17 protein-coding genes and 2 tRNA genes are annotated in these 17,312 nt (G+C 60.8%); 9 read left to right on the forward strand and 10 right to left on the reverse strand.

Translation table 11 applies throughout. The features are described from left to right. Window positions 1-300: 300 nt before the first annotated feature. Both dps and V6617_RS03980 read right to left on the reverse strand, forming a co-directional pair. Window positions 301-780 carry a DNA starvation/stationary phase protection protein Dps gene (gene dps / locus V6617_RS03975; RefSeq protein WP_338609262.1) on the reverse strand — a complete coding sequence of 160 codons (480 nt, stop codon included), beginning with the start codon at window positions 778-780 and terminating at the stop codon, window positions 301-303. Between the two features lie 127 nt (window positions 781-907). Next, the gene (locus V6617_RS03980; RefSeq protein ID WP_338609264.1) at window positions 908-1,360 is read right to left on the reverse strand and encodes an Hsp20 family protein; all 453 of its coding nucleotides are present in this window, start codon (window positions 1,358-1,360) and stop codon (window positions 908-910) included. A 456-nt stretch (window positions 1,361-1,816) separates the two neighbouring features. Here V6617_RS03980 and V6617_RS03985 point away from each other — a divergent pair, with 456 nt between their 5' ends. Both V6617_RS03985 and V6617_RS03990 read left to right on the forward strand, forming a co-directional pair. Further along, window positions 1,817-2,794 carry an alpha/beta hydrolase gene (locus V6617_RS03985; RefSeq protein ID WP_338609266.1) on the forward strand — a complete coding sequence of 326 codons (978 nt, stop codon included), beginning with the start codon at window positions 1,817-1,819 and terminating at the stop codon, window positions 2,792-2,794. Continuing rightward, complete coding sequence (locus V6617_RS03990) at window positions 2,791-3,210, forward strand: GFA family protein (RefSeq protein WP_338609268.1); 420 nt, start codon at window positions 2,791-2,793, stop codon at window positions 3,208-3,210. The genes V6617_RS03985 and V6617_RS03990 overlap by 4 nt, the downstream gene beginning before the upstream one ends. Before the next feature lie 54 nt (window positions 3,211-3,264). Here the strand turns inward: V6617_RS03990 and hisN are convergent, their stop codons facing one another. Then, on the reverse strand, window positions 3,265-4,086 hold the full coding sequence (gene hisN / locus V6617_RS03995) for a histidinol-phosphatase (RefSeq protein WP_338609270.1): 822 nt from the start codon (window positions 4,084-4,086) through the stop codon (window positions 3,265-3,267). Window positions 4,087-4,400: 314 nt separating this feature from the next. Then, window positions 4,401-5,318 carry an N-formylglutamate amidohydrolase gene (locus V6617_RS04000; protein WP_338609271.1) on the reverse strand — a complete coding sequence of 306 codons (918 nt, stop codon included), beginning with the start codon at window positions 5,316-5,318 and terminating at the stop codon, window positions 4,401-4,403. 136 nt (window positions 5,319-5,454) lie between these two features. Between V6617_RS04000 and cpdR the strand changes: the two genes are divergently transcribed. The 3 genes from cpdR to V6617_RS04015 all read left to right on the forward strand — a co-directional run bounded on the left by cpdR (window position 5,455) and on the right by V6617_RS04015 (window position 6,380). Beyond that, entirely contained in the window at window positions 5,455-5,826 is a 372-nt protein-coding gene (gene cpdR / locus V6617_RS04005; protein ID WP_014131860.1) for a cell cycle two-component system response regulator CpdR, read from the forward strand. Between the two features lie 316 nt (window positions 5,827-6,142). Continuing rightward, a tRNA-Val gene (locus V6617_RS04010) sits at window positions 6,143-6,217 on the forward strand. An 88-nt stretch (window positions 6,218-6,305) separates the two neighbouring features. Continuing rightward, window positions 6,306-6,380 (forward strand) — tRNA-Val (locus V6617_RS04015). Between the two features lie 185 nt (window positions 6,381-6,565). Here the strand turns inward: V6617_RS04015 and V6617_RS04020 are convergent. From V6617_RS04020 to V6617_RS04040, 5 genes are all read right to left on the reverse strand, one after another. Beyond that, complete coding sequence (locus V6617_RS04020; RefSeq protein WP_338609275.1) at window positions 6,566-7,153, reverse strand: DJ-1/PfpI family protein; 588 nt, start codon at window positions 7,151-7,153, stop codon at window positions 6,566-6,568. Between the two features lie 62 nt (window positions 7,154-7,215). Beyond that, window positions 7,216-8,169, reverse strand: a complete 954-nt coding sequence (locus V6617_RS04025; RefSeq protein ID WP_338609277.1) for a substrate-binding domain-containing protein — start codon at window positions 8,167-8,169, stop codon at window positions 7,216-7,218. Between the two features lie 56 nt (window positions 8,170-8,225). Beyond that, a complete protein-coding gene (locus tag V6617_RS04030) occupies window positions 8,226-9,221 on the reverse strand; it encodes an ABC transporter permease (protein ID WP_422394799.1) in 996 nt (331 codons plus the stop codon). Then, window positions 9,214-10,785 (reverse strand): sugar ABC transporter ATP-binding protein, encoded by a 1,572-nt coding sequence (locus tag V6617_RS04035; RefSeq protein ID WP_338609279.1) that lies wholly within the window; start codon window positions 10,783-10,785, stop codon window positions 9,214-9,216. Before V6617_RS04035 ends, V6617_RS04030 begins: the two co-directional genes overlap by 8 nt. Beyond that, window positions 10,782-11,486: a GntR family transcriptional regulator gene (locus V6617_RS04040; RefSeq protein ID WP_339641859.1), complete on the reverse strand. Its 705-nt coding sequence runs from the start codon at window positions 11,484-11,486 to the stop codon at window positions 10,782-10,784. Before V6617_RS04040 ends, V6617_RS04035 begins: the two co-directional genes overlap by 4 nt. Window positions 11,487-11,563: 77 nt before the next feature. Here V6617_RS04040 and V6617_RS04045 point away from each other — a divergent pair, with 77 nt between their 5' ends. The 4 genes from V6617_RS04045 to V6617_RS04060 are packed head-to-tail and all read left to right on the forward strand — an operon-like array spanning window position 11,564 to window position 16,106. Continuing rightward, window positions 11,564-12,598, forward strand: coding sequence for an Ldh family oxidoreductase (locus V6617_RS04045; RefSeq protein WP_338609281.1), 1,035 nt, complete (start codon window positions 11,564-11,566; stop codon window positions 12,596-12,598). Continuing rightward, window positions 12,585-13,814, forward strand: coding sequence for an iron-containing alcohol dehydrogenase (locus V6617_RS04050; RefSeq protein WP_338609283.1), 1,230 nt, complete (start codon window positions 12,585-12,587; stop codon window positions 13,812-13,814). Before V6617_RS04045 ends, V6617_RS04050 begins: the two co-directional genes overlap by 14 nt. 10 nt (window positions 13,815-13,824) lie before the next feature. After that, the gene (locus V6617_RS04055) at window positions 13,825-15,294 is read left to right on the forward strand and encodes an NAD-dependent succinate-semialdehyde dehydrogenase (protein ID WP_422394800.1); all 1,470 of its coding nucleotides are present in this window, start codon (window positions 13,825-13,827) and stop codon (window positions 15,292-15,294) included. Then, a complete protein-coding gene (locus V6617_RS04060) occupies window positions 15,294-16,106 on the forward strand; it encodes an alpha/beta hydrolase (RefSeq protein WP_338609284.1) in 813 nt (270 codons plus the stop codon). The genes V6617_RS04055 and V6617_RS04060 overlap by 1 nt, the downstream gene beginning before the upstream one ends. A 42-nt stretch (window positions 16,107-16,148) precedes the next feature. Here the strand turns inward: V6617_RS04060 and V6617_RS04065 are convergent, their stop codons facing one another. Then, window positions 16,149-17,300, reverse strand: coding sequence for a mandelate racemase/muconate lactonizing enzyme family protein (locus V6617_RS04065; RefSeq protein ID WP_338609285.1), 1,152 nt, complete (start codon window positions 17,298-17,300; stop codon window positions 16,149-16,151). Window positions 17,301-17,312 lie beyond the last annotated feature (12 nt).

Below are 17,312 nucleotides of genomic sequence, written 5' to 3' on the forward strand. Positions count from 1 at the left end.
CCACCGGGCCGCTCCTCCTCTTGATGGGCGGGCTTTGACCGGCGACACAGATCGGGCCGGGAGACGGTCGATGCTGCGATTTTCTGCCAAGACACTCCTTAGCACAGTCTCTGTGTGAAGGATTGCCTGTCATTTGTCAATAATGGACAGCAATGCTGCCCTAAAATTTGCGCGACACTCGCAGATTTTTTGCGCGGCGGCAAGTTCGGCCTGCCGATTTTAGGATGGGCAGACTAAAATGGCAAACGGGCGCGCCCGGTCAGGGGCGCGCCCGCTCACAATGGAAAAATCCCGCCTTCTCTATTCGAGGTGGGATTTGATGAACCACAGGTTCTTGTCGAGATCGCGCGAGAAGGCGGTCAGGATATCGGCGGCGTCGGCGTCACCGGCTTCATCGGTGGCGTCGATATCCTCGCGGACCTGATTGGCGAGCGCTGCGTAGCGTTTGGCCAGTTCGGTCAGGTGGTCATTGGTTTTGCGGATATCGGTGGGGTAGGCATCAAGCGTTGTCTGTTTGGCGACGATCTGGGAGGTGCCCAGGGCAATGCCGTCGAGCTGGGCAACGCGCTCGGCGATCACATCGACATGAGTGTCGAGGCTGGCGCGCATGGGGTCGAGCATTTCATGGATTGCAATGAAATCGGGGCCCTTGAGATTCCAGTGGGCCTGCTTGGTGATCAACGCCAGATCGATGGCATCGGCGAGGCGGGCGTTGAGGATGTCGATCACCACTTTGCGGGCATTGCCATCCTTGCCCAGGGAAATTGAGGGAGTGGCCATTTTTGAAAATTCCTTCTGCTGAAAACTGTCGGCTAATCAACACCGATGAGTGGTGTCGGGTTCCGTGGGCAAAAGAAAGGCGCGGTCCCTTTCGGAACCGCGCCCTGATGTCTGAGGGAAAGGCCGTTTAGTTGACGGTCTTGTCCTCGATCGTCTGGGGTGCGCTGGAAATCTCGATCTGGCGCGGGCGCTTGGATTCGGGCAGTTCGCGCTTGAGATCGATGTGCAGCAGGCCGTTTTCGAGCGAAGCGCCGGAGACCTCGACATGCTCGGCAAGCTGGAAGCGCAATTCGAAGGCGCGCTCGGCTATGCCGCGATGGAGGAATTCGCGCTTGTCACTGGCACCCGAGGCACGCGAGCCCTTGACCTGCAGGTTGTTTTCCTTGGTCTCGATGGCAATGTCGCCAGACGAGAAACCGGCGACCGCGATGGTCACGCGGTAGGTATCCTCACCGGTGCGCTCGATATTGTAGGGCGGGTAGGATTTCGCGTCTTCGGCGACCAGGGTGTCGAGGCGTGAGAACAGGCGGTCGAACCCGACGGTGGAGCGGTAAAAGGGCGAAAAATCAAGACGTTGCATTTTCAGTGTTCTCCTGAGTGTAGCAAGAACGTTTAGCTATGCTGCCGGGTCGGAGCTCCCATTTGAGGCGAGCGGTTTCCGGCGGCATCCCCGGGTCATCCGGCGGACAGCGTAAAGATAGGAACCGCCAATTTGCCGTTCAAGAGGCGCAAAAATGCCCGGCTGAATTGAATATGAACGGGGCACTCAGGGAGCGGTCAGGCGGGGCGGGTTAGAAGGGTGCATGTGATGCCGGAAACGGTGTCATAACAAAGCGCAGGCGCCGTTCACCGCCCCCCGCAACGGCGTCTGCGCATCGCTTTCGCGATGCATATTATTGCCGCGTGTCCGAACCGAAGAACCGGCAAGCACCCCCGTTCAAGCCGGGGGCAGGCTTTTTTCTGGACACGCTTTGTAGTGCCTCGTTTACCCGGCCCCGCTATTGTCGCTGAGACGCCCAACAGACAATCGGTGCATATGGACGCGACGCCCACTGGACACGAGTTTGTCCACCTTGAGAACAATCCCATCCCCAAAGGCGCCCGGTCGGGCTTTTTTTCGACCAGCGACAAGGTTCGGCTGCGCTACGGCCTTTTCCCAAAACAGGGTGGTGGCGCGCGGGGCACGATCGTTCTGGTGCAGGGGCGCACCGAGTTCATCGAGAAATATTTCGAGACTATAGGCGATTTCCAGAAGCGCGGATTTGCCGTCGCGACATTCGATCTGCGCGGGCAGGGCGGGTCGGACCGGCTGATTGGCAATCGGCGCCACGGGCATGTGGAAAATTTCGACGACTACTGGACCGATCTTCACGATTTTCACAAGGGCATCGTCCTGCCCGACTGCCCGCCTCCCTATTATCTTGTCGGGCATTCGACGGGGGGACTGGTCGGGCTTCTGGCGGCAACGCGCGACCGGCTGATGTTTGATCGGGTGTTTTTGTCCTCACCCATGGTGAGCCTGCCGGGGTTGCCCTTTTCGCTCAAATGGTCGTCGCGGCTGGTCGATGCAGCACGGTTTTTGGGACTATCCACGGTGCCGGTGGGGCGGCGCGAGGACAAGGCGCAGACCGAAGCGGGGTTCGAGGGCAATCCGCTGACTTCGGACAAGGCCCGCTATATGCGCAGCGTCGAGATATTGAAGGCACGACCCGATCTTTCTATCGGGCTTCCCACGCTGGGCTGGATCGGATCTTCGCTGGCCGCAATGCGCCGGGCCAATGGGGACGATTTCCCAGCCCGGCTCAAGATCCCCGTCTTCATCTGCGCGGCGGCACTCGACAGTGTTGTCGAGACCGGCGCGACCGAATCCCTGGGGCTGCGGCTGCGGGCCGGGCATCATGTGATAATTTCGGGCGCACGGCACGAACTGTTCATGGAGACCGACGCCATTCGTGCGCAGGTCTTTGCCGCGTTCGATGCCTTTGTGACCGAACAGAGTGGTGATGAGCGATGAATGGTGCAAACGGAGCGAGAGGCTCGTGTCAGTGCGGCACGATAACATTTACCGTTTCCGGTTCCTTCGACAGTTTCTTTTTGTGCCATTGCAGCCGATGCCGCAAGGATACGGGCTCGGCCCATGCGGCCAACCTGTTTTCCTCAACGGCGGTTCTGGAATGGGTGAGCGGGGCGGACAGTGTTCGCACCTACCGTGTGCCCGGCACTCGGCATGAGAAGAGTTTTTGCATCGGCTGCGGGGCTGCCGTCCCCATTATCCAGATGAACGGCCAACTGCTGGTTGTGCCGGCGGGCAGTCTCGATACCGAGATCGCCATCGCGCCCACTGGTCATATTTGCGTTGGCGATGCGGCGGAATGGGACGAACAACTGTCCCAAGCGCCACGATTCGACGGACTACCCGGGCCGGGTTAGGCCTTTGTTCGGCGGTCTGAATGGCACCTTTTGGCTAGGGGCGTGTACTGTTCCCTACTCCAGCATGGCGTCGCGCAGGACGCGCATTGCTTCTTCGTGCAGCTGTTCGGTTGCGGCGGCGATGCAGGTGCCGCCCATTTCGGCGCGGCCGCCATCCCAGGTGGTGACGATGCCCCCCGCTGCCTCGATGATGGGGATCAAGGGGGCGATGTCGACATCCTTGAGGCCCGCTTCGACGACGAGGTCAATATGGCCGGAGGCCAAAAGGCAATAGGCGTAGCAATCAAGCCCGTAGCGAACCTGCAGGGCGCGGGCGTTCAGCTCGGTCCAGGCGGAAAGATGGGGCCCGGTGAACATATCGGGGTTGGTGGTGCTGGTGCGGGCCTGTGACAGCCTGGTCACGGCGCTGACGGCGGCAGGGACGCGCGCGCCGTTATGGGTGTGTTCGAGCCTGCCGCCCACAGCCAGCCAGCGTTCGCCGGTAAAGGGCTGTTCCATGAGCCCGGCAATGGCCTTGCCCTGATAGGTGAGCCCGATCAACGTGCCCCAGACGGGAACGCCGGAAATGAAGGCTCTTGTGCCGTCTATGGGGTCGATGATCCAGTTGAACCGGGTCGTGGTGTCTTTTGTGTCCCATTCTTCCCCGATGATGCCGTGATCGGGGAAGCGGGCGGCAATCGCTTCGCGAATGCGGGTTTCGGCTTCCCGGTCAGCCTCGGTGACCGGGTCGAAGCCGGATGAAAACTTGTTATCCACAGCAAGTTGGGTTCGGAACCGGCCTAAAGTCGAGGTTCGCGCGGCGTCGGCGCCAGCGATCAGGGTCTGGGTGATGGCCTCGTCGCTGAGACCGGCTGGTGACGAAATTGTCATGGACATCCAAAATCTTGCGGGAAAATGAGTGTAATCGGTTGCAAAACCGCTTCCTTAACAGTGGGTTTACAGAAGTGATTCCTTTTTGCAACAGCGCATGCCGATTGCATACATCATCCCTTTGGCGGACTTGCGCTTTGGTGAAATAAGGTTCAAACACGATATTGCATGATGGATTGGTGGTTCTTTCGGCTCTTGCCGTTTCTCTTGAGCCGCCAATGTTTCCTCCCTTGACTTGGGCCGCCCAGAGCGGCCCACTCTTTTCCTTCTGTGGCCGCCCGGCGCGGAACACCCTTTTCCTTCCCCAGATATTTCGTGATTTATTCGGCGGCCAGTTGCGTGCGCGCCAGCGAAACCGCATCGAACCGCACCAGCGTTCCCAGAAGGGTTTCGGCAAGCTGCTGCATGGCTGAAAAGCCCTGATGCTTTTGCAGGGTCAATTCGTGCATGTAGAGGTGGCGGGAAAATTCGATCTGGATGGCGTGGATGCCATATTGGGGCCGGCCATAGGCGCGGGTGGTGTGTCCGCCGGCATAGGGGCGGTTGCGGGCGACTTTCAGGCCAGCGCCCGCGAACACTGCTTCCACAGTATCGATAAGGACCGGCGCACAGGTTGTACCGTAGCGGTCGCCCAGCACGACGTCGGGAGCCAGACGGTCATTGCCGCGATTGAGGCGCGGCATGGAATGGCAATCGACCAGGACGGCCACGCCGAAATGGCCGAGCGTTTCGCTCAACAGGGTTTGCAGGGTCTTGTGATAGGGCTTGTAGATGCCCTCAATGCGCATCAGCGCGTCTTCGAGCGCCAGGCGCTCACGATAGATGGGGCGATTCTCCGAAACGATGCGGGCAATGGTGCCCAGACCCGCCGCGATGCGCGGCGAGGTCGTGTTGAAATGTTCGGGCAGGGGATCGCGGAACATCTTGGGATCGAGTTCATAGGGCTCGCGGTTCACGTCGAGATAGGCGCGGGGGAAATTGGCGCGCAAGAGCGGTAGCCCCATATGGGGCGCGCGCCCAAAAATCTCGTCGACCCAGGCGTCTTCGGACTGGCGGATGGCCATTTCGTTGAGCCGGGAGAGTTTTAAGAACCGGGCGGGATAATCGCGGCCCGAATGGGACGAATTGACGATGATGGGAGCAACCTGTCGCCTTGGGCGGATTGTTTCAAAGGCAGGTCTGTCGGAATAGTCTGATTGCACACCCAACCCCTTGATGGCGCGGTCGTTGAAATGCAAGTTTGCAACGCGGCAACGCGCTTGTCCACAAAAGCAAAGCGGGATGAGGCGATTGTGACTGTTGCATGGGCCTTAGCTTTCGTAAAACATGCGAATCAAACCAGTTGCGGCTGGGACAAAGACACTGGGACCTTTCATGAGCCAATCGTTGAACCGGATTTTGCTGGCCGAAGACGACGCCGACATGCGTCGGTTTTTGACCCGGGCGCTCAAGAATGCCGGCTATGACGTGGTGGCGTTCGACAATGGAAAATCGGCCTATGAGCGGCTGCGCGAGGAACCCTTTACGCTGCTTTTGAGCGACATCGTGATGCCGGAAATGGACGGGATTGAACTGGCGCGGCGCGCCACCGAACTCGACCCGGATCTCAAGGTGATGTTCATCACCGGTTTTGCCGCCGTGGCGCTCAACCCCGACAGCGAAGCCCCCAAGGGCGCCTCGGTGCTCTCCAAACCTTTCCATCTGCGCGAGCTGGTGGGGGAAGTGGAGCGGCTGCTCGCCGCTTAGGTTGTGCGGATAGCTGGGTGATGGTGGCCTGCAAATCGCAGTCTTTTGCGCTTCCGGTATTCACGTACCCGAGTCCACCGGACCTTCGATAGCCGGTCATCACTCTCAAAGACTACAATATTCGCTGGCGCGGACCTTCGGTTCGGCTCACCCTGACCCAACTCTCCACACAACCTTGAAGCCGTCTAGCTGCCATAGGCGACGTACGTCACAAGAGCTTCAAATAACGGCAAAAACCTATTGACCGCGACTGGCGTTTTGTGGTGTATCCGCCCTGCGCTTCGCCTTTGGCGGGACGCGGATTTAAAGAAAGAGTGGGCGTATAGCTCAGCGGGAGAGCACTACGTTGACATCGTAGGGGTCACTGGTTCAATCCCAGTTACGCCCACCATTCATTCTCACCGGCCTGTCCGGGACTGCCTTGCAAGCAAGGCGATTTTTATGGGCACCGTCGCAGTTTTCCGATGGATATGCCGAGCGGGTGTATAGCTCAGCGGGAGAGCACTGCCTTCACACGGCAGGGGTCACTGGTTCAATCCCAGTTACACCCACCATTTTTCCAGACTATCCGATTGCTCGTGGCCGGAGTCGCGCCAAGATGGTGCGGTGTCCGATCTTCCTGCAAACTGCTCTTTACTGGCCATGACAAAGTGAAGGCGGCGGCAGGGTGTGCTGTTGCCACGGAGCGGTTGGGAGATTGGGCTCGAGGTGCCAAAAAGCGCCTCGAGCCGTAAGGCGCTCAGTCCAGCACGATCTTTGTGCCGAGAACGTTGAGGCATTCGCGGATGAAGGCGGCAAGCGCCGTCCAGCCTTTGGCCGAGACCATGTTGCCGTCGACAAGGGCTTCGGTGGGAGAGAGGTCCACATAGGTGCCGCCTGCCAGAATGACTTCGGGCTCGCAGGCGCCCAGCGCACCGACACGTTTGCCGCGCACCACGCCATCGACGGCGATCAGGATCTGGACGCCGTGGCAGATGGTGAAGATGGGCTTGCCGGTTTCGTGAAAATGGCGAACCATGTCCTGAACGCGCTTGTCGGTTCGGATGTACTCGGGACCGCGCCCGCCGGCCGCATAGACGGCGTCATACTCGTTGAGATCGACCTCGGCGAACGTCTTGTTGAGCTGGAAATAGTGCCCGAGCTTTTCGGTATAGGTCTGATGCCCCTCGAAATCGTGGAGGGAGGTGGCAATCATCTGGCCTGCCTTTTTGTCGGGGCAGACCACATGGACGATATGGCCAACGGCTTCCATCGCCTGCTGGTAAACGTAGATTTCGTACTCTTCGGTGAACTCGCCGACGAGCATGAGGATTTTTTTGGCGGGCATTGTCCGTCTCCAGATAAAAACGCGTGCAGGGGAGGGCCGCGTGGCGGCCCTCCCGAAATCGATCAGAACGGCGAGTCAGGGAAATAGAACTCGTCGGCATTGTCGATGGTGATCAGCGGGGCATCGAGGATGACCTCCCCACGTACCGGTGCCTGACCATTGAGATTGGCGGCGGTCAGATACATGGCCGTCTTGATCATCGAGGGCGGATAAGGGGTCGAGATCGGCGTGCGCGGATCTCCGGCCCGGACCATCTCGACAATATCGACCATACCATTGGCACCGAGCGCGAATTTGATGTCGTCGCGGCCGGCCTGGTCGATGGCTTCGAGCACGCCGAGCAGCATGTCGTCATCATTGGCCCAGACCGCATCGATATGGGAATATTTGGCAAGATAGTCCTGCATCAGATTGAACGCTTCATCGCGATTCCAGTTGGCGTACTGGACGTCGAGGATGTTGATGTTGGTGCCCTCAAGGGCATCCTGGAAGCCCTGAATGCGTTCGTCATCGATGACGGTGGGAATGCCGCGAAGAACGACCACGTCGCCTTCTCCGCCCAGTTGTTCGGAGAGCCAGTTGGCGGTGTTTGCGCCCACGGCGACATTGTCACCGGCGACATAGAGATCCTGTATGCTGGGATCGGTCAGACCACGATCGACGACGGTTATGAAGGTGCCTGCGTTCTTGACCGTTTCGACGGGGCCGGTGAGCTCCTCGGACGTGAAGGGCAGGATGACCAGCGCATCGGGATCGCGTGAGGCCTGCAGATCTTCGAGCGCACCGACCTGGGCGATGGCCGAGGGCGAGGTGTTCACGACGACGTCGATATTGGGAAAGGCCTCGCGGATTTCCGCGGCAGCCGCTTCGGCATGATAGACAACGCCGCCAGTCCAGCCGTGTGTCGCGGCCGGAATGGAAACGGCCATGACCTTTTGCTCCTCCTGGCCAAGGGCTGGTGCCGCCGCGGCAAGCGCAGCGACACTGAGCAGTGTGAACATACTCAAATATTTCATGGATTGTCCTCCCTAAATGATGAGCCAAGCGTATTGGTGGAAGTCATGTGGCTCGATCATGACCGCCTGGAAAACCTCTGGATCAGCATGGCGACGATGATGATGACGCCCTGAACGGCTGCCACGAGGTATTCGGAAATGAAGTCGGAAAGCACCATGAGGTTGGCGATCATCTCGAGGATGACCGCCCCGGCGATGGTGCCCCAGATGTGGCCCTTTCCGCCGCGGAGCGCAGTGCCGCCAATGACCACGGCGGTGATCACCTGAAGCTCCCACAGCAGCCCCGTCGTCGGGGTTGCGGCCCCCAGGCGCGGCACATAGCACACAGCGGCAATGGCCACGCAGATGCCCTGTATCACGAAGGCCGTGGTGCGAATTTTTGCGACCGAGATGCCTGAAAACCGCGCGACCTCTTCGTTGGCGCCGACGGCGGCACATCGGCGACCATATTTGGTCTTGTAGAGGATGAATGCCCCGATCCCGGCAACGATCGCGCAGATGACGATGGGGATGGGAATGCCCAGGACATCGCCGAAATAGATGGGCCGGAAGGGATCTCGCAGAGAGCGGTCGATCGGGATCGTGCCGCCATTGGACATGAAGGTGATAAAGGCCCGGAAGATGCCCATTGTGCCGAGGGTGACAATGAACGGCTCGATCCTGCCGATCGTGACGATCAGGCCGTTAAAAAGCCCGCACAGCGCACCCACGCAGATCACAAGGGCTATGCCGGCGACAATGGCATTGGCGCCGAGGCTGGGCACCAGGGCATTCATGAACATGATCATGATGCCGGCGACAAATGCCGTCATGGCGCCGACCGAAAGGTCCAGCCCGCCCGAGGAGATGACGAATGTTGCACCTACGGCGATGATGGCGACGAATGTCGAGCGCGTAAGAACGTTGGATACGTTGGTGGCCGAGAGAAAATCGGGATTGATCAGCACGCCGATTACAGCCAGAGCCACAAGGGCGATGAACGGGCCCAGATCGAACCAGTTGATGCGCTTGAGAATCGGTTCCTGCCCGGGAACCGCAATAATATCAGTCACTTGGTATTTCCTCCCCCGTTTTCGCCGATCCGGTGTTGCTGGTTGCGGCGAGAACGACTGCGTCTTCTGTAATCTGGTCACCGGTGAGTTCTGCTGTGATCCGGCCGCTGCGCATGACCAGCACCCGGTCACACAGGCCAACGAGTTCCTGAAGCTCCGAGGAGATCACCACGCAGGCTTTTCCGGCGCCAACGAGCTTGTCGATGAAGGCGTAGATCTGCCCCTTGTTGCCGATGTCGATGCCGCGGGTGGGCTCGTCGATGATGACGACGTCGGGATCGAGCATCATGATCTTGGCGAGCAGAAGCTTTTGCTGGTTGCCGCCCGAAAGCTGCCCGGCCGTAAGCTTCTTGCTGCGGACCCGGATATCGTATTTTTCGATGGCGCCATCGAGCTGTTGGCCTTCCAGTCGCTCGTCGGTGTAAATGGTGCGGTAGAGCCATGAGAGCGCCGAAAGGACAAGGTTGGGCGCAAGCCGTTCACCGAGCAGCAGGCCTTTGCCCTTGCGGTCCTCGGTGAGATAGCCGACCCCCAGCTCCATCGCATCGGCGACCGAGCCGATCCTGACCGGCTTGCCGCGCACCCTGACGGTTTTCACATGAGCCGGGCGAAGCCCCAAAAGTCCTTCGAAAACCTCGGTTCGTCCCGCGCCCATCATGCCGCCGAAGCCCAGAATTTCTCCGGGCCGGGCGCTAAAGGAAATGTCATGGGCAATAGTGGAAACCTGCAGCCCCTCGACCTCGAGCAGGGGAGGCTGGGTGGAGACACCGCGCCTGGGCGGGTAGAGCATCGAGAGTTCGCGCCCGACCATCATGCGGGCCATGTCTTGCTGGGTCAGTTCGGACGCCGGGTGTGTGCCGACCTTCTCGCCATCACGCAGAACGGTGATGGTGTCGGCCAGCGCCTGGACCTCGTCGAGGCGGTGGGAGATGTAAAGAACGGCGACGCCCTGCCGGCGCAGGCGGCGCACGATGTCGAGCAAGGTTTCCACTTCATTTGCCGTGAGTACGGCCGTGGGTTCATCGAAAATCACCAGCCGGTGATCTTCAAGCAACGCGCGGGCGATCTGGACCAGTTGCCGCTGTGCAATGGGCAGGGTGTTGACCGGGTCGCGCGGTGACGCCGTCGCGCCGAGCTCTGCAAGCTTTTCGCGCGCTATCGCCTCCATGCGCGCATTGTCGATGATCCCGTTCCGGGTCAATTCGCGGCCCATGAACAGGTTCTCGGCGACCGTGAGGTCACCAGCGAGCAGAATTTCCTGGTGAACGAGCACGATGCCCGCGTCTTCGGCATCGGCGGGTTTGGAGAATTTCGCGGTCTCGCCCAGATAGCTGATCGATCCGGCGGTGGGTTGGATATAGCCCGAGATCAGGCGCATCAGGGTCGATTTGCCGGCACCGTTCTCGCCGATGATTGCATGAACCTCTCCAGCGCGGATCTCAAGATCGACGTCGCGCAGCACCTTGATCGGGCCGTAGCTCTTGCTCAGCCCTGAAAGCGCGATCAGGGGCGTCGGCTGTACGCTATCGCGTGCCGATTGATCGATGCTGGCTGTGGCAGTCATTCGAACACCGGAAGGATTCTGTCGCGCGAGCGTTCGATGTGCACGCGCATGGCGCGTTCGGCGGCGTCGGCATCGCGATGCTCGAAGGCGGTAATGATCGCTTCGTGTTCGGCCAGCGCCTCTTCGGTCACGCGCGAATGGAACAACAACCGGAAGATGTGAAAGTGCACATGCTGATGGGCAAGGATATCCCGCACCAGCTGATTACCCGCCTCCTTGAGAATAAGATCGTGGAAGATGGCGTCCTGGCGCGCGAACTCCGAATAGCGGGCGCGCTCGTCGGTCTTGTTGCTCCGTCCGGCCATTACGCCTGCCGCTTCTGTAAGCTCGGCCAGATTTGACCCGTCGAGATTGGCAACCAGGCGACGGGCCGCGTCAGGCTCAAGAAGCAGGCGAAGCTCGTAGAGCTCGGAAAACTGGCCGCGCGTCAGTTGGGGCGCGGCGCTATAGCCCATCAAGTGGGTCTTGATCACCAGGCCCTCGCCCTCGAGGCGGCCAAGGGCCTCGCGGATCGGGGTCTGGGAAACGCCGAACTCGCGGGCAAGCGTGTCCACGGTGATGCGCGATCCCGGGGGGATCTTGAGCGCCATCAGCTGAGAGAAAATGGTGTCGTAGATTTCACTGGCAAGCCCCGCCGGACGGCGGATCGGCGATGTCGCCGGCTCAGTTGTCGATGCGGTGGATGGATGTTCTTGCGCCATGTTTGCCTCTTGACATTGAGCGACTGCTAACACGATAGTCTGCGATATGCAATCAGATATCCTATAGGATTTTTAGTATGAGGGTAATGGCGGCTCAGGCCCTGTCGCTTGCGACAGCGTTGCTCGAAGCCAGGGGCGCAGAGCCTTCTCATGCCCGGCTGCAAGCCGAGGTGCTCGTCGAGGCGGAATTGCGCGGCCACCCTTCGCACGGGCTGCAAAGGCTGCCGCGCCTTCTCGCGCGCATCGATCGAGGGTTGATCGCTCCCAATGCAACCGGCAGCCAGACCTGGGCCGGATCGGCCTTTCTTGCGGTCGATGGCGAGGCGGGGCTGGGCCCGGTTGTTGCCCATGCCGCAATCGAACAGCTTGTCGATCGGGTCGAACAGACCGGCATCGCCATAGCCGGCATTCGGGATGCAAATCATCTGGGAATGCTGGCCGTTTACGTGCAATCGATCGCCTGCAGGGGCCTGATCGGTATCGTGCTCACCAGCAGCGAAGCGCTCGTTCACCCTCATGGCGGTGACAAGGCGATGATGGGAACCAATCCGGTTGCCATCGGCATGCCGACCTCGGGCGAACCCTATATTCTCGATATGGCAACCAGTGTCGTTTCGATGGGCAAGATCCATGATTATGCGCTCAAGGGAGAGCCAATTTCCCAAGGCTGGGCCCTGGGGCCTGACGGCGCGCCGACCCTTGATGCGCAACGCGCCAAGTCGGGCTCGATCGCCCCTTTCGGGGGCGCAAAGGGCTACGGGCTGGGGCTGGGATTCGAGCTTCTTGTGGCCGGCATTGCGGGCACGCCTCCCGCTCCCGATGTTCGCGGCACGCTCGATGCCGATCATCGCGCGAACAAGGGCGACGTCATCATCATCGTCAAGCCCGGCAGCGCGGGAGTTGGAGCGGCTGTGTCGGGGTATCTCGACATGGTGCGCGACAGCAAATCGGACGGTGGCACTGTCACAATTCCCGGCGACCGTTCGCGGCAGCGCCGGCAACACGCGATAAGCGAGGGTTTTGAGGTCGACCCTCGTGTTTGGGAGGAACTCGTTGCGGCGGGTTCAGGTATCCCGGCCTCAGTCAGGAAATCGTATCATGAATATGTTTAGCGCTCTGAGAGCGCCAAGGGAGATCGTCTTCGGCGCCGGACAAAGAGCGTGCCTTGCCAGGATCGCCCGGCAATTGGGGGAGCGGGTGCTTGTCTGTACGGACGCGCGTTTTGCTGCCGAGCCGGTCTTTGCCGAACTCATGGCGTCGCTCAAGGACGCCGGAATGGCGGTGGAGATCGAGGCCGGCGTTCTGCCCGATGTTCCGGTCCAATCCTGCGTGGCCTCGGCCGAGCGCGTGCGCGGTTTTGCACCTGATGTGGTGGTGGGCATCGGCGGTGGCAGTTGTATCGATCATGCCAAATGCGTTGCAATCCTTCTCGCGCACGGGGGCGAACCCCAGGATTACTACGGCGAGTTCAAGGTTCCAGGGCCGGTGCTGCCCATCATCGCGGTTCCCACAACGGCAGGCACCGGATCGGAGGTGACGCCTGTGGCGGTGCTTTCCGATGCCGAGCGCATAATGAAGGTCGGCATTTCCAGCCCCCACATCATTCCCACCGCCGCCCTATGCGATCCGGATCTAACGGCAAGCTGTCCAAAGTCATTGACCGCAATTGCCGGGGCCGATGCGCTGACCCATGCGATCGAGGCCTTTAGTGCAACCCGGCGCGTTGCGAGCGCGGGCATGGCGCAAGAGCGCGTGTTTATCGGTAAGTCCGCGATCACCGATCATTTCGCGCGTCTGGCCATACAGACGATCTTTTCCAGTCTCGAGCGCGCCTGCACCCATGGCGACGATATCGAGGCGCGCGAACAGGTCATGCTGGGCGCTCTCATGGCCGGTCTGGCTTTCGGCACGGCCGGCACGGCCGCGGCACATGCAATCCAATATCCCATAGGGGCGGTTACCCATACGGCCCATGGCGAGGGGGTGGCGTGCGTTCTGCCCTATGTCATGCGCTTCAATCTCGAGGCGGATCCGGAACCGCTGGCCGAAATCGGACGGATGCTGGGGCTGCCGGGTTCGGATGAAATCGCGCTTGGCAATGCGGCGGCAGATGCCGTCGCGCGCCTTTTTTCAGCCATCGGCATTCCGCCCACGCTCGAAGCGCTGGGTCTGCCCCGCGACAAGCTCGAATGGGTCGGCACCCAGGCGCTGGGAGTTTCGCGCCTGATCGACAATAACCCCCGCCGGATCGACGCCCCCGCCATGGCCGCGCTTTTGCAGGCAGCCTATAGCGGCGACCGTATCCGGCTCCAAAACGCCATCGCCTAGGAGTCCCTTCATGTCATCTGCAGTCGTTGAGTCATCGCCCGTCGGCATGGATTGCTCTGCCTACGCCCAAGGCCTTTACATCGACGGGAAATGGGTGCCCGGTGAGGGCATTACCGTCATCGATCCTTCGACCGGCAACAGCATCGCGGAGGTGGCCGATGCAACGGTCGAGGATGCACGCGCGGCCGTCGATGCCGCTGCGCGCGCTGCGGCCGGTTGGCGTGCCACCCCGCCGCGCCAACGCGCCGGGATCCTGATCAAATGCTTTGAGCTGATGATGCAGCGGCAGGAAGAGCTGGCCTATCTCATTGCGCTCGAGAACGGAAAGTCGCTCGTCGATGCCCGTGGGGAAGTCGCCTATGCAGCCGAATTTTTCCGCTGGTACGCCGAAGAGGGCGTGCGCATTTCCGGTGAGTTCATGACGGCGCCGGGCGGGGGCAACCGTATCATCGTGGACTACGAGCCCATCGGAATTGCGGTTCTGATTACGCCGTGGAACTTTCCCGCCGCCATGGCGACGCGCAAGATTGCGCCGGCGCTTGCCGCCGGGTGCACAGTGGTGCTCAAACCCGCCAGCGAAACCCCGCTGACCGCCTACGCGCTGGCGGCTCTTTATTCCGAAGCGGGCATTCCCGACGGGGTCGTCAACGTCATCACCACCACCAATCCCGGGCCGGTCACCGCTGCAATGCTCGAGGATGCGCGGGTGCGCAAACTGTCCTTCACCGGTTCGACACCGGTCGGGCGCCTGCTGCTTGCCCAAGCCTCAAAGACCGTGCTGAGCTGTTCGATGGAGCTTGGCGGCAACGCCCCCTTTGTCGTGTTCGATGATGCCGATCTCGAAGCTGCGCTCGATGGCGCGATGTTGGCCAAGATGCGCAACGGGGGTGAAGCATGCACGGCAGCCAACCGTTTTCTCGTTCAGGAGGGTATCCATGACCGGTTCGTCGAGGGGCTGACCGCGCGCATGAAGGCGCTCAAGGTCGGTCCGGGAACGGACCCGGACACCGGCTGCGGGCCGATGATCACGCGCAAGGCGGTGGACAAGATCGAGGCGCTGGTCGCCGAAGCCGTCGGGCGCGGCGCCAAGGTGGTGCTGGGCGGCAAGGGGCTCGACCGTCCGGGCTATTATTATCCGCCAACGGTCATGGTCGATGTTTCTCCCCATGCGGAAATGGCCAGGGACGAGATTTTCGGCCCGGTCGCGCCGGTCTACCGGTTCAAGACCGAGGACGAGGCCATCGCCATGGCCAACGATACCGAGTATGGGCTGGCCGCCTACATCTATACAAAGGATATCCGGCGGGGCATGGCCGTTTCGTCACGGATCGAATCGGGCATGATCGGGCTTAACCGCGGGCTGGTTTCAGACCCGGCCGGGCCGTTCGGCGGCGTCAAGCAAAGCGGGCTCGGGCGCGAAGGATCGCACCATGGGGTGATCGAATTCATGGAAGCAAAATACATAGCCACGAGCTTTTGATGGCGGAACCCGACTATTTCCGCACGCGCGATCACGTACCCGATTTCGACGAGCATGTTGCTTGGTATCGTGCGCGCAGCAGCCAGACGCGGGCCGGTCAGCCAAACCGCTGCGATGTCAGATACGGGCAAGGAGAGAACGCCAGCCTCGATCTTTTCTTTCCGATGGACAGGGGAGGACTGGCGCCGATCCACCTGTTCATCCATGGCGGGTATTGGCGCATGTTCGACAAGTCCGATTTTTCGTTCGTTGCCAATACAGTCTGTGGCGCTGGAGGGATCGCGGCCATCATGAACTATGATCTGATGCCCCATGTCCGGCTGGAGACCATTGTCGGGCAGGTGCGAGCATGCGCGGCCTGGCTGGTCGCAAACGCGGGCTCGTTCGGGGGCGATCCGAAGCGTCTGAGCGTCTCAGGCCATTCGGCCGGCGCAAATCTGAGTTGTTTTCTGGTCAGCAAAGACAGTCCGGTGCGCCCGAGCGCCATTCTGGCGCTGAGTGGAATTTACGATCTTGCGCCCCTGCGCCACTCGTTTCTTCAGCCGGACTTGAAGTTTACCGATAGCGAAATCGCCCGGTTCTCACCGCTCAGTATGGATATCGCGGGGCCCGGAGAGATCACCTTGCTGGTTGGAGACGCCGAGACCCCACCGTTCCATGAGCAGGCCCGGGCGCTGCGGACAAAATTATCGAACGAGGGGTTTGCCGTCTCGTTCGAAACGGTCGAGACTGCGAACCACATGAGCATTGTGGCTCAACTGGAAAGCCCCGGGACGCGCCCGGGACGGCTCCTGTCTGCGATGATTTGTTGATCGGCCTTCAAACGCCGTGGGCCAAAAGCGTTTCCAGATGGCCTACCAATTGGTGAAGGAGCCATCCCTGCGGCGCAGATGCGGGGGTTCGGAATATTCGAACGCCGCGGCCTTGAGATAATCCTCGTTGACCTCGACACCCAGGCCGGGGGCCTCGGGCACGATGTAGTGGCTGCCGTCCATTTCGGTCTGAACAGGGAAGATCTCCCTGTTGTCGAACCCCAGATCCTCCACCGGGCTCATGCGGCATTCGAGCCAGGAAAAGTTCGGAACGACGGCGGCCATGTGAACCGAGGCTGCCGTGCAGATCGGCCCGAGCGGATTGTGCGGCATGAGGTCGACATAATGGGCCTCGCACCAGCCTGCCACTTTCATGGCCTCGGTGAATCCACCCACATTGCAGATGTCGATGCGGGCATGCTGGAGAATGTCGCGCTCGAGATAGGGCATGAACTGCCATTTGGACGAGAATTCTTCGCCGATTGCGAAGGGCACCTCGGTCATGCGGCGCAGCGATTCGTAGGCCCCCGGTGCCTCGTCGCGGATTGGCTCTTCGAGGAAATCGAGCGTGCCCTGTCCCAGTTTCTGGCAGAACGAGGCGGCTTCGGCCACGCTGAGGCGGTGATGATATTCCACACCGAGAATGGCCGCGTGGCCCAGTTCGGCGCGTACGGCCCGGACCCAATCGACGGTAGCGGCGATCGATTCACGCGGTTCATAGACCGTTTCGGCTTCCTGGAATCCGCCCAGCAGGCGAATGCAGTGCCAGCCGGCATCAAAGGCGATCCTGGCCTTTTCCACCATCTGGGGACCGGGGTCGGCCGGAACCGTTGCAAAGGCGGGAACGCTCTGACGCGCGCGCCCGCCCAGGAGCTGATAGACCGGAACGCCGAGCGCTTTGCCCTTGATGTCGTAGCACGCAATGTCGATGGCAGAGATGGCGGCTGCGAGGACGCGCCCGCCTTCGAAATACTGGCTGCGATAGAGCTCCTGCCAGATCCCTGCGGTCTGCATGGGATCGCGGCCGATCAGGAACTCGGTGAAATGCTCGATGGCACCGACGACGGCCTTTTCGCGGAAGGAAAGGCCGGATTCGCCCCACCCATGGATGCCCTCGTCGGTTTCGATCTTGACGAGCAGTTGGTTGCGAACGCCTACCCAGACCGGATACGCCTTGATTGCCGTTATTTTCATTGATGTGTCTTC

It is taken from the genome of Pelagibacterium nitratireducens, assembly GCF_037044555.1.
In the GTDB taxonomy this organism is placed as follows: Bacteria; Pseudomonadota; Alphaproteobacteria; order Rhizobiales; family Devosiaceae; genus Pelagibacterium; species Pelagibacterium nitratireducens.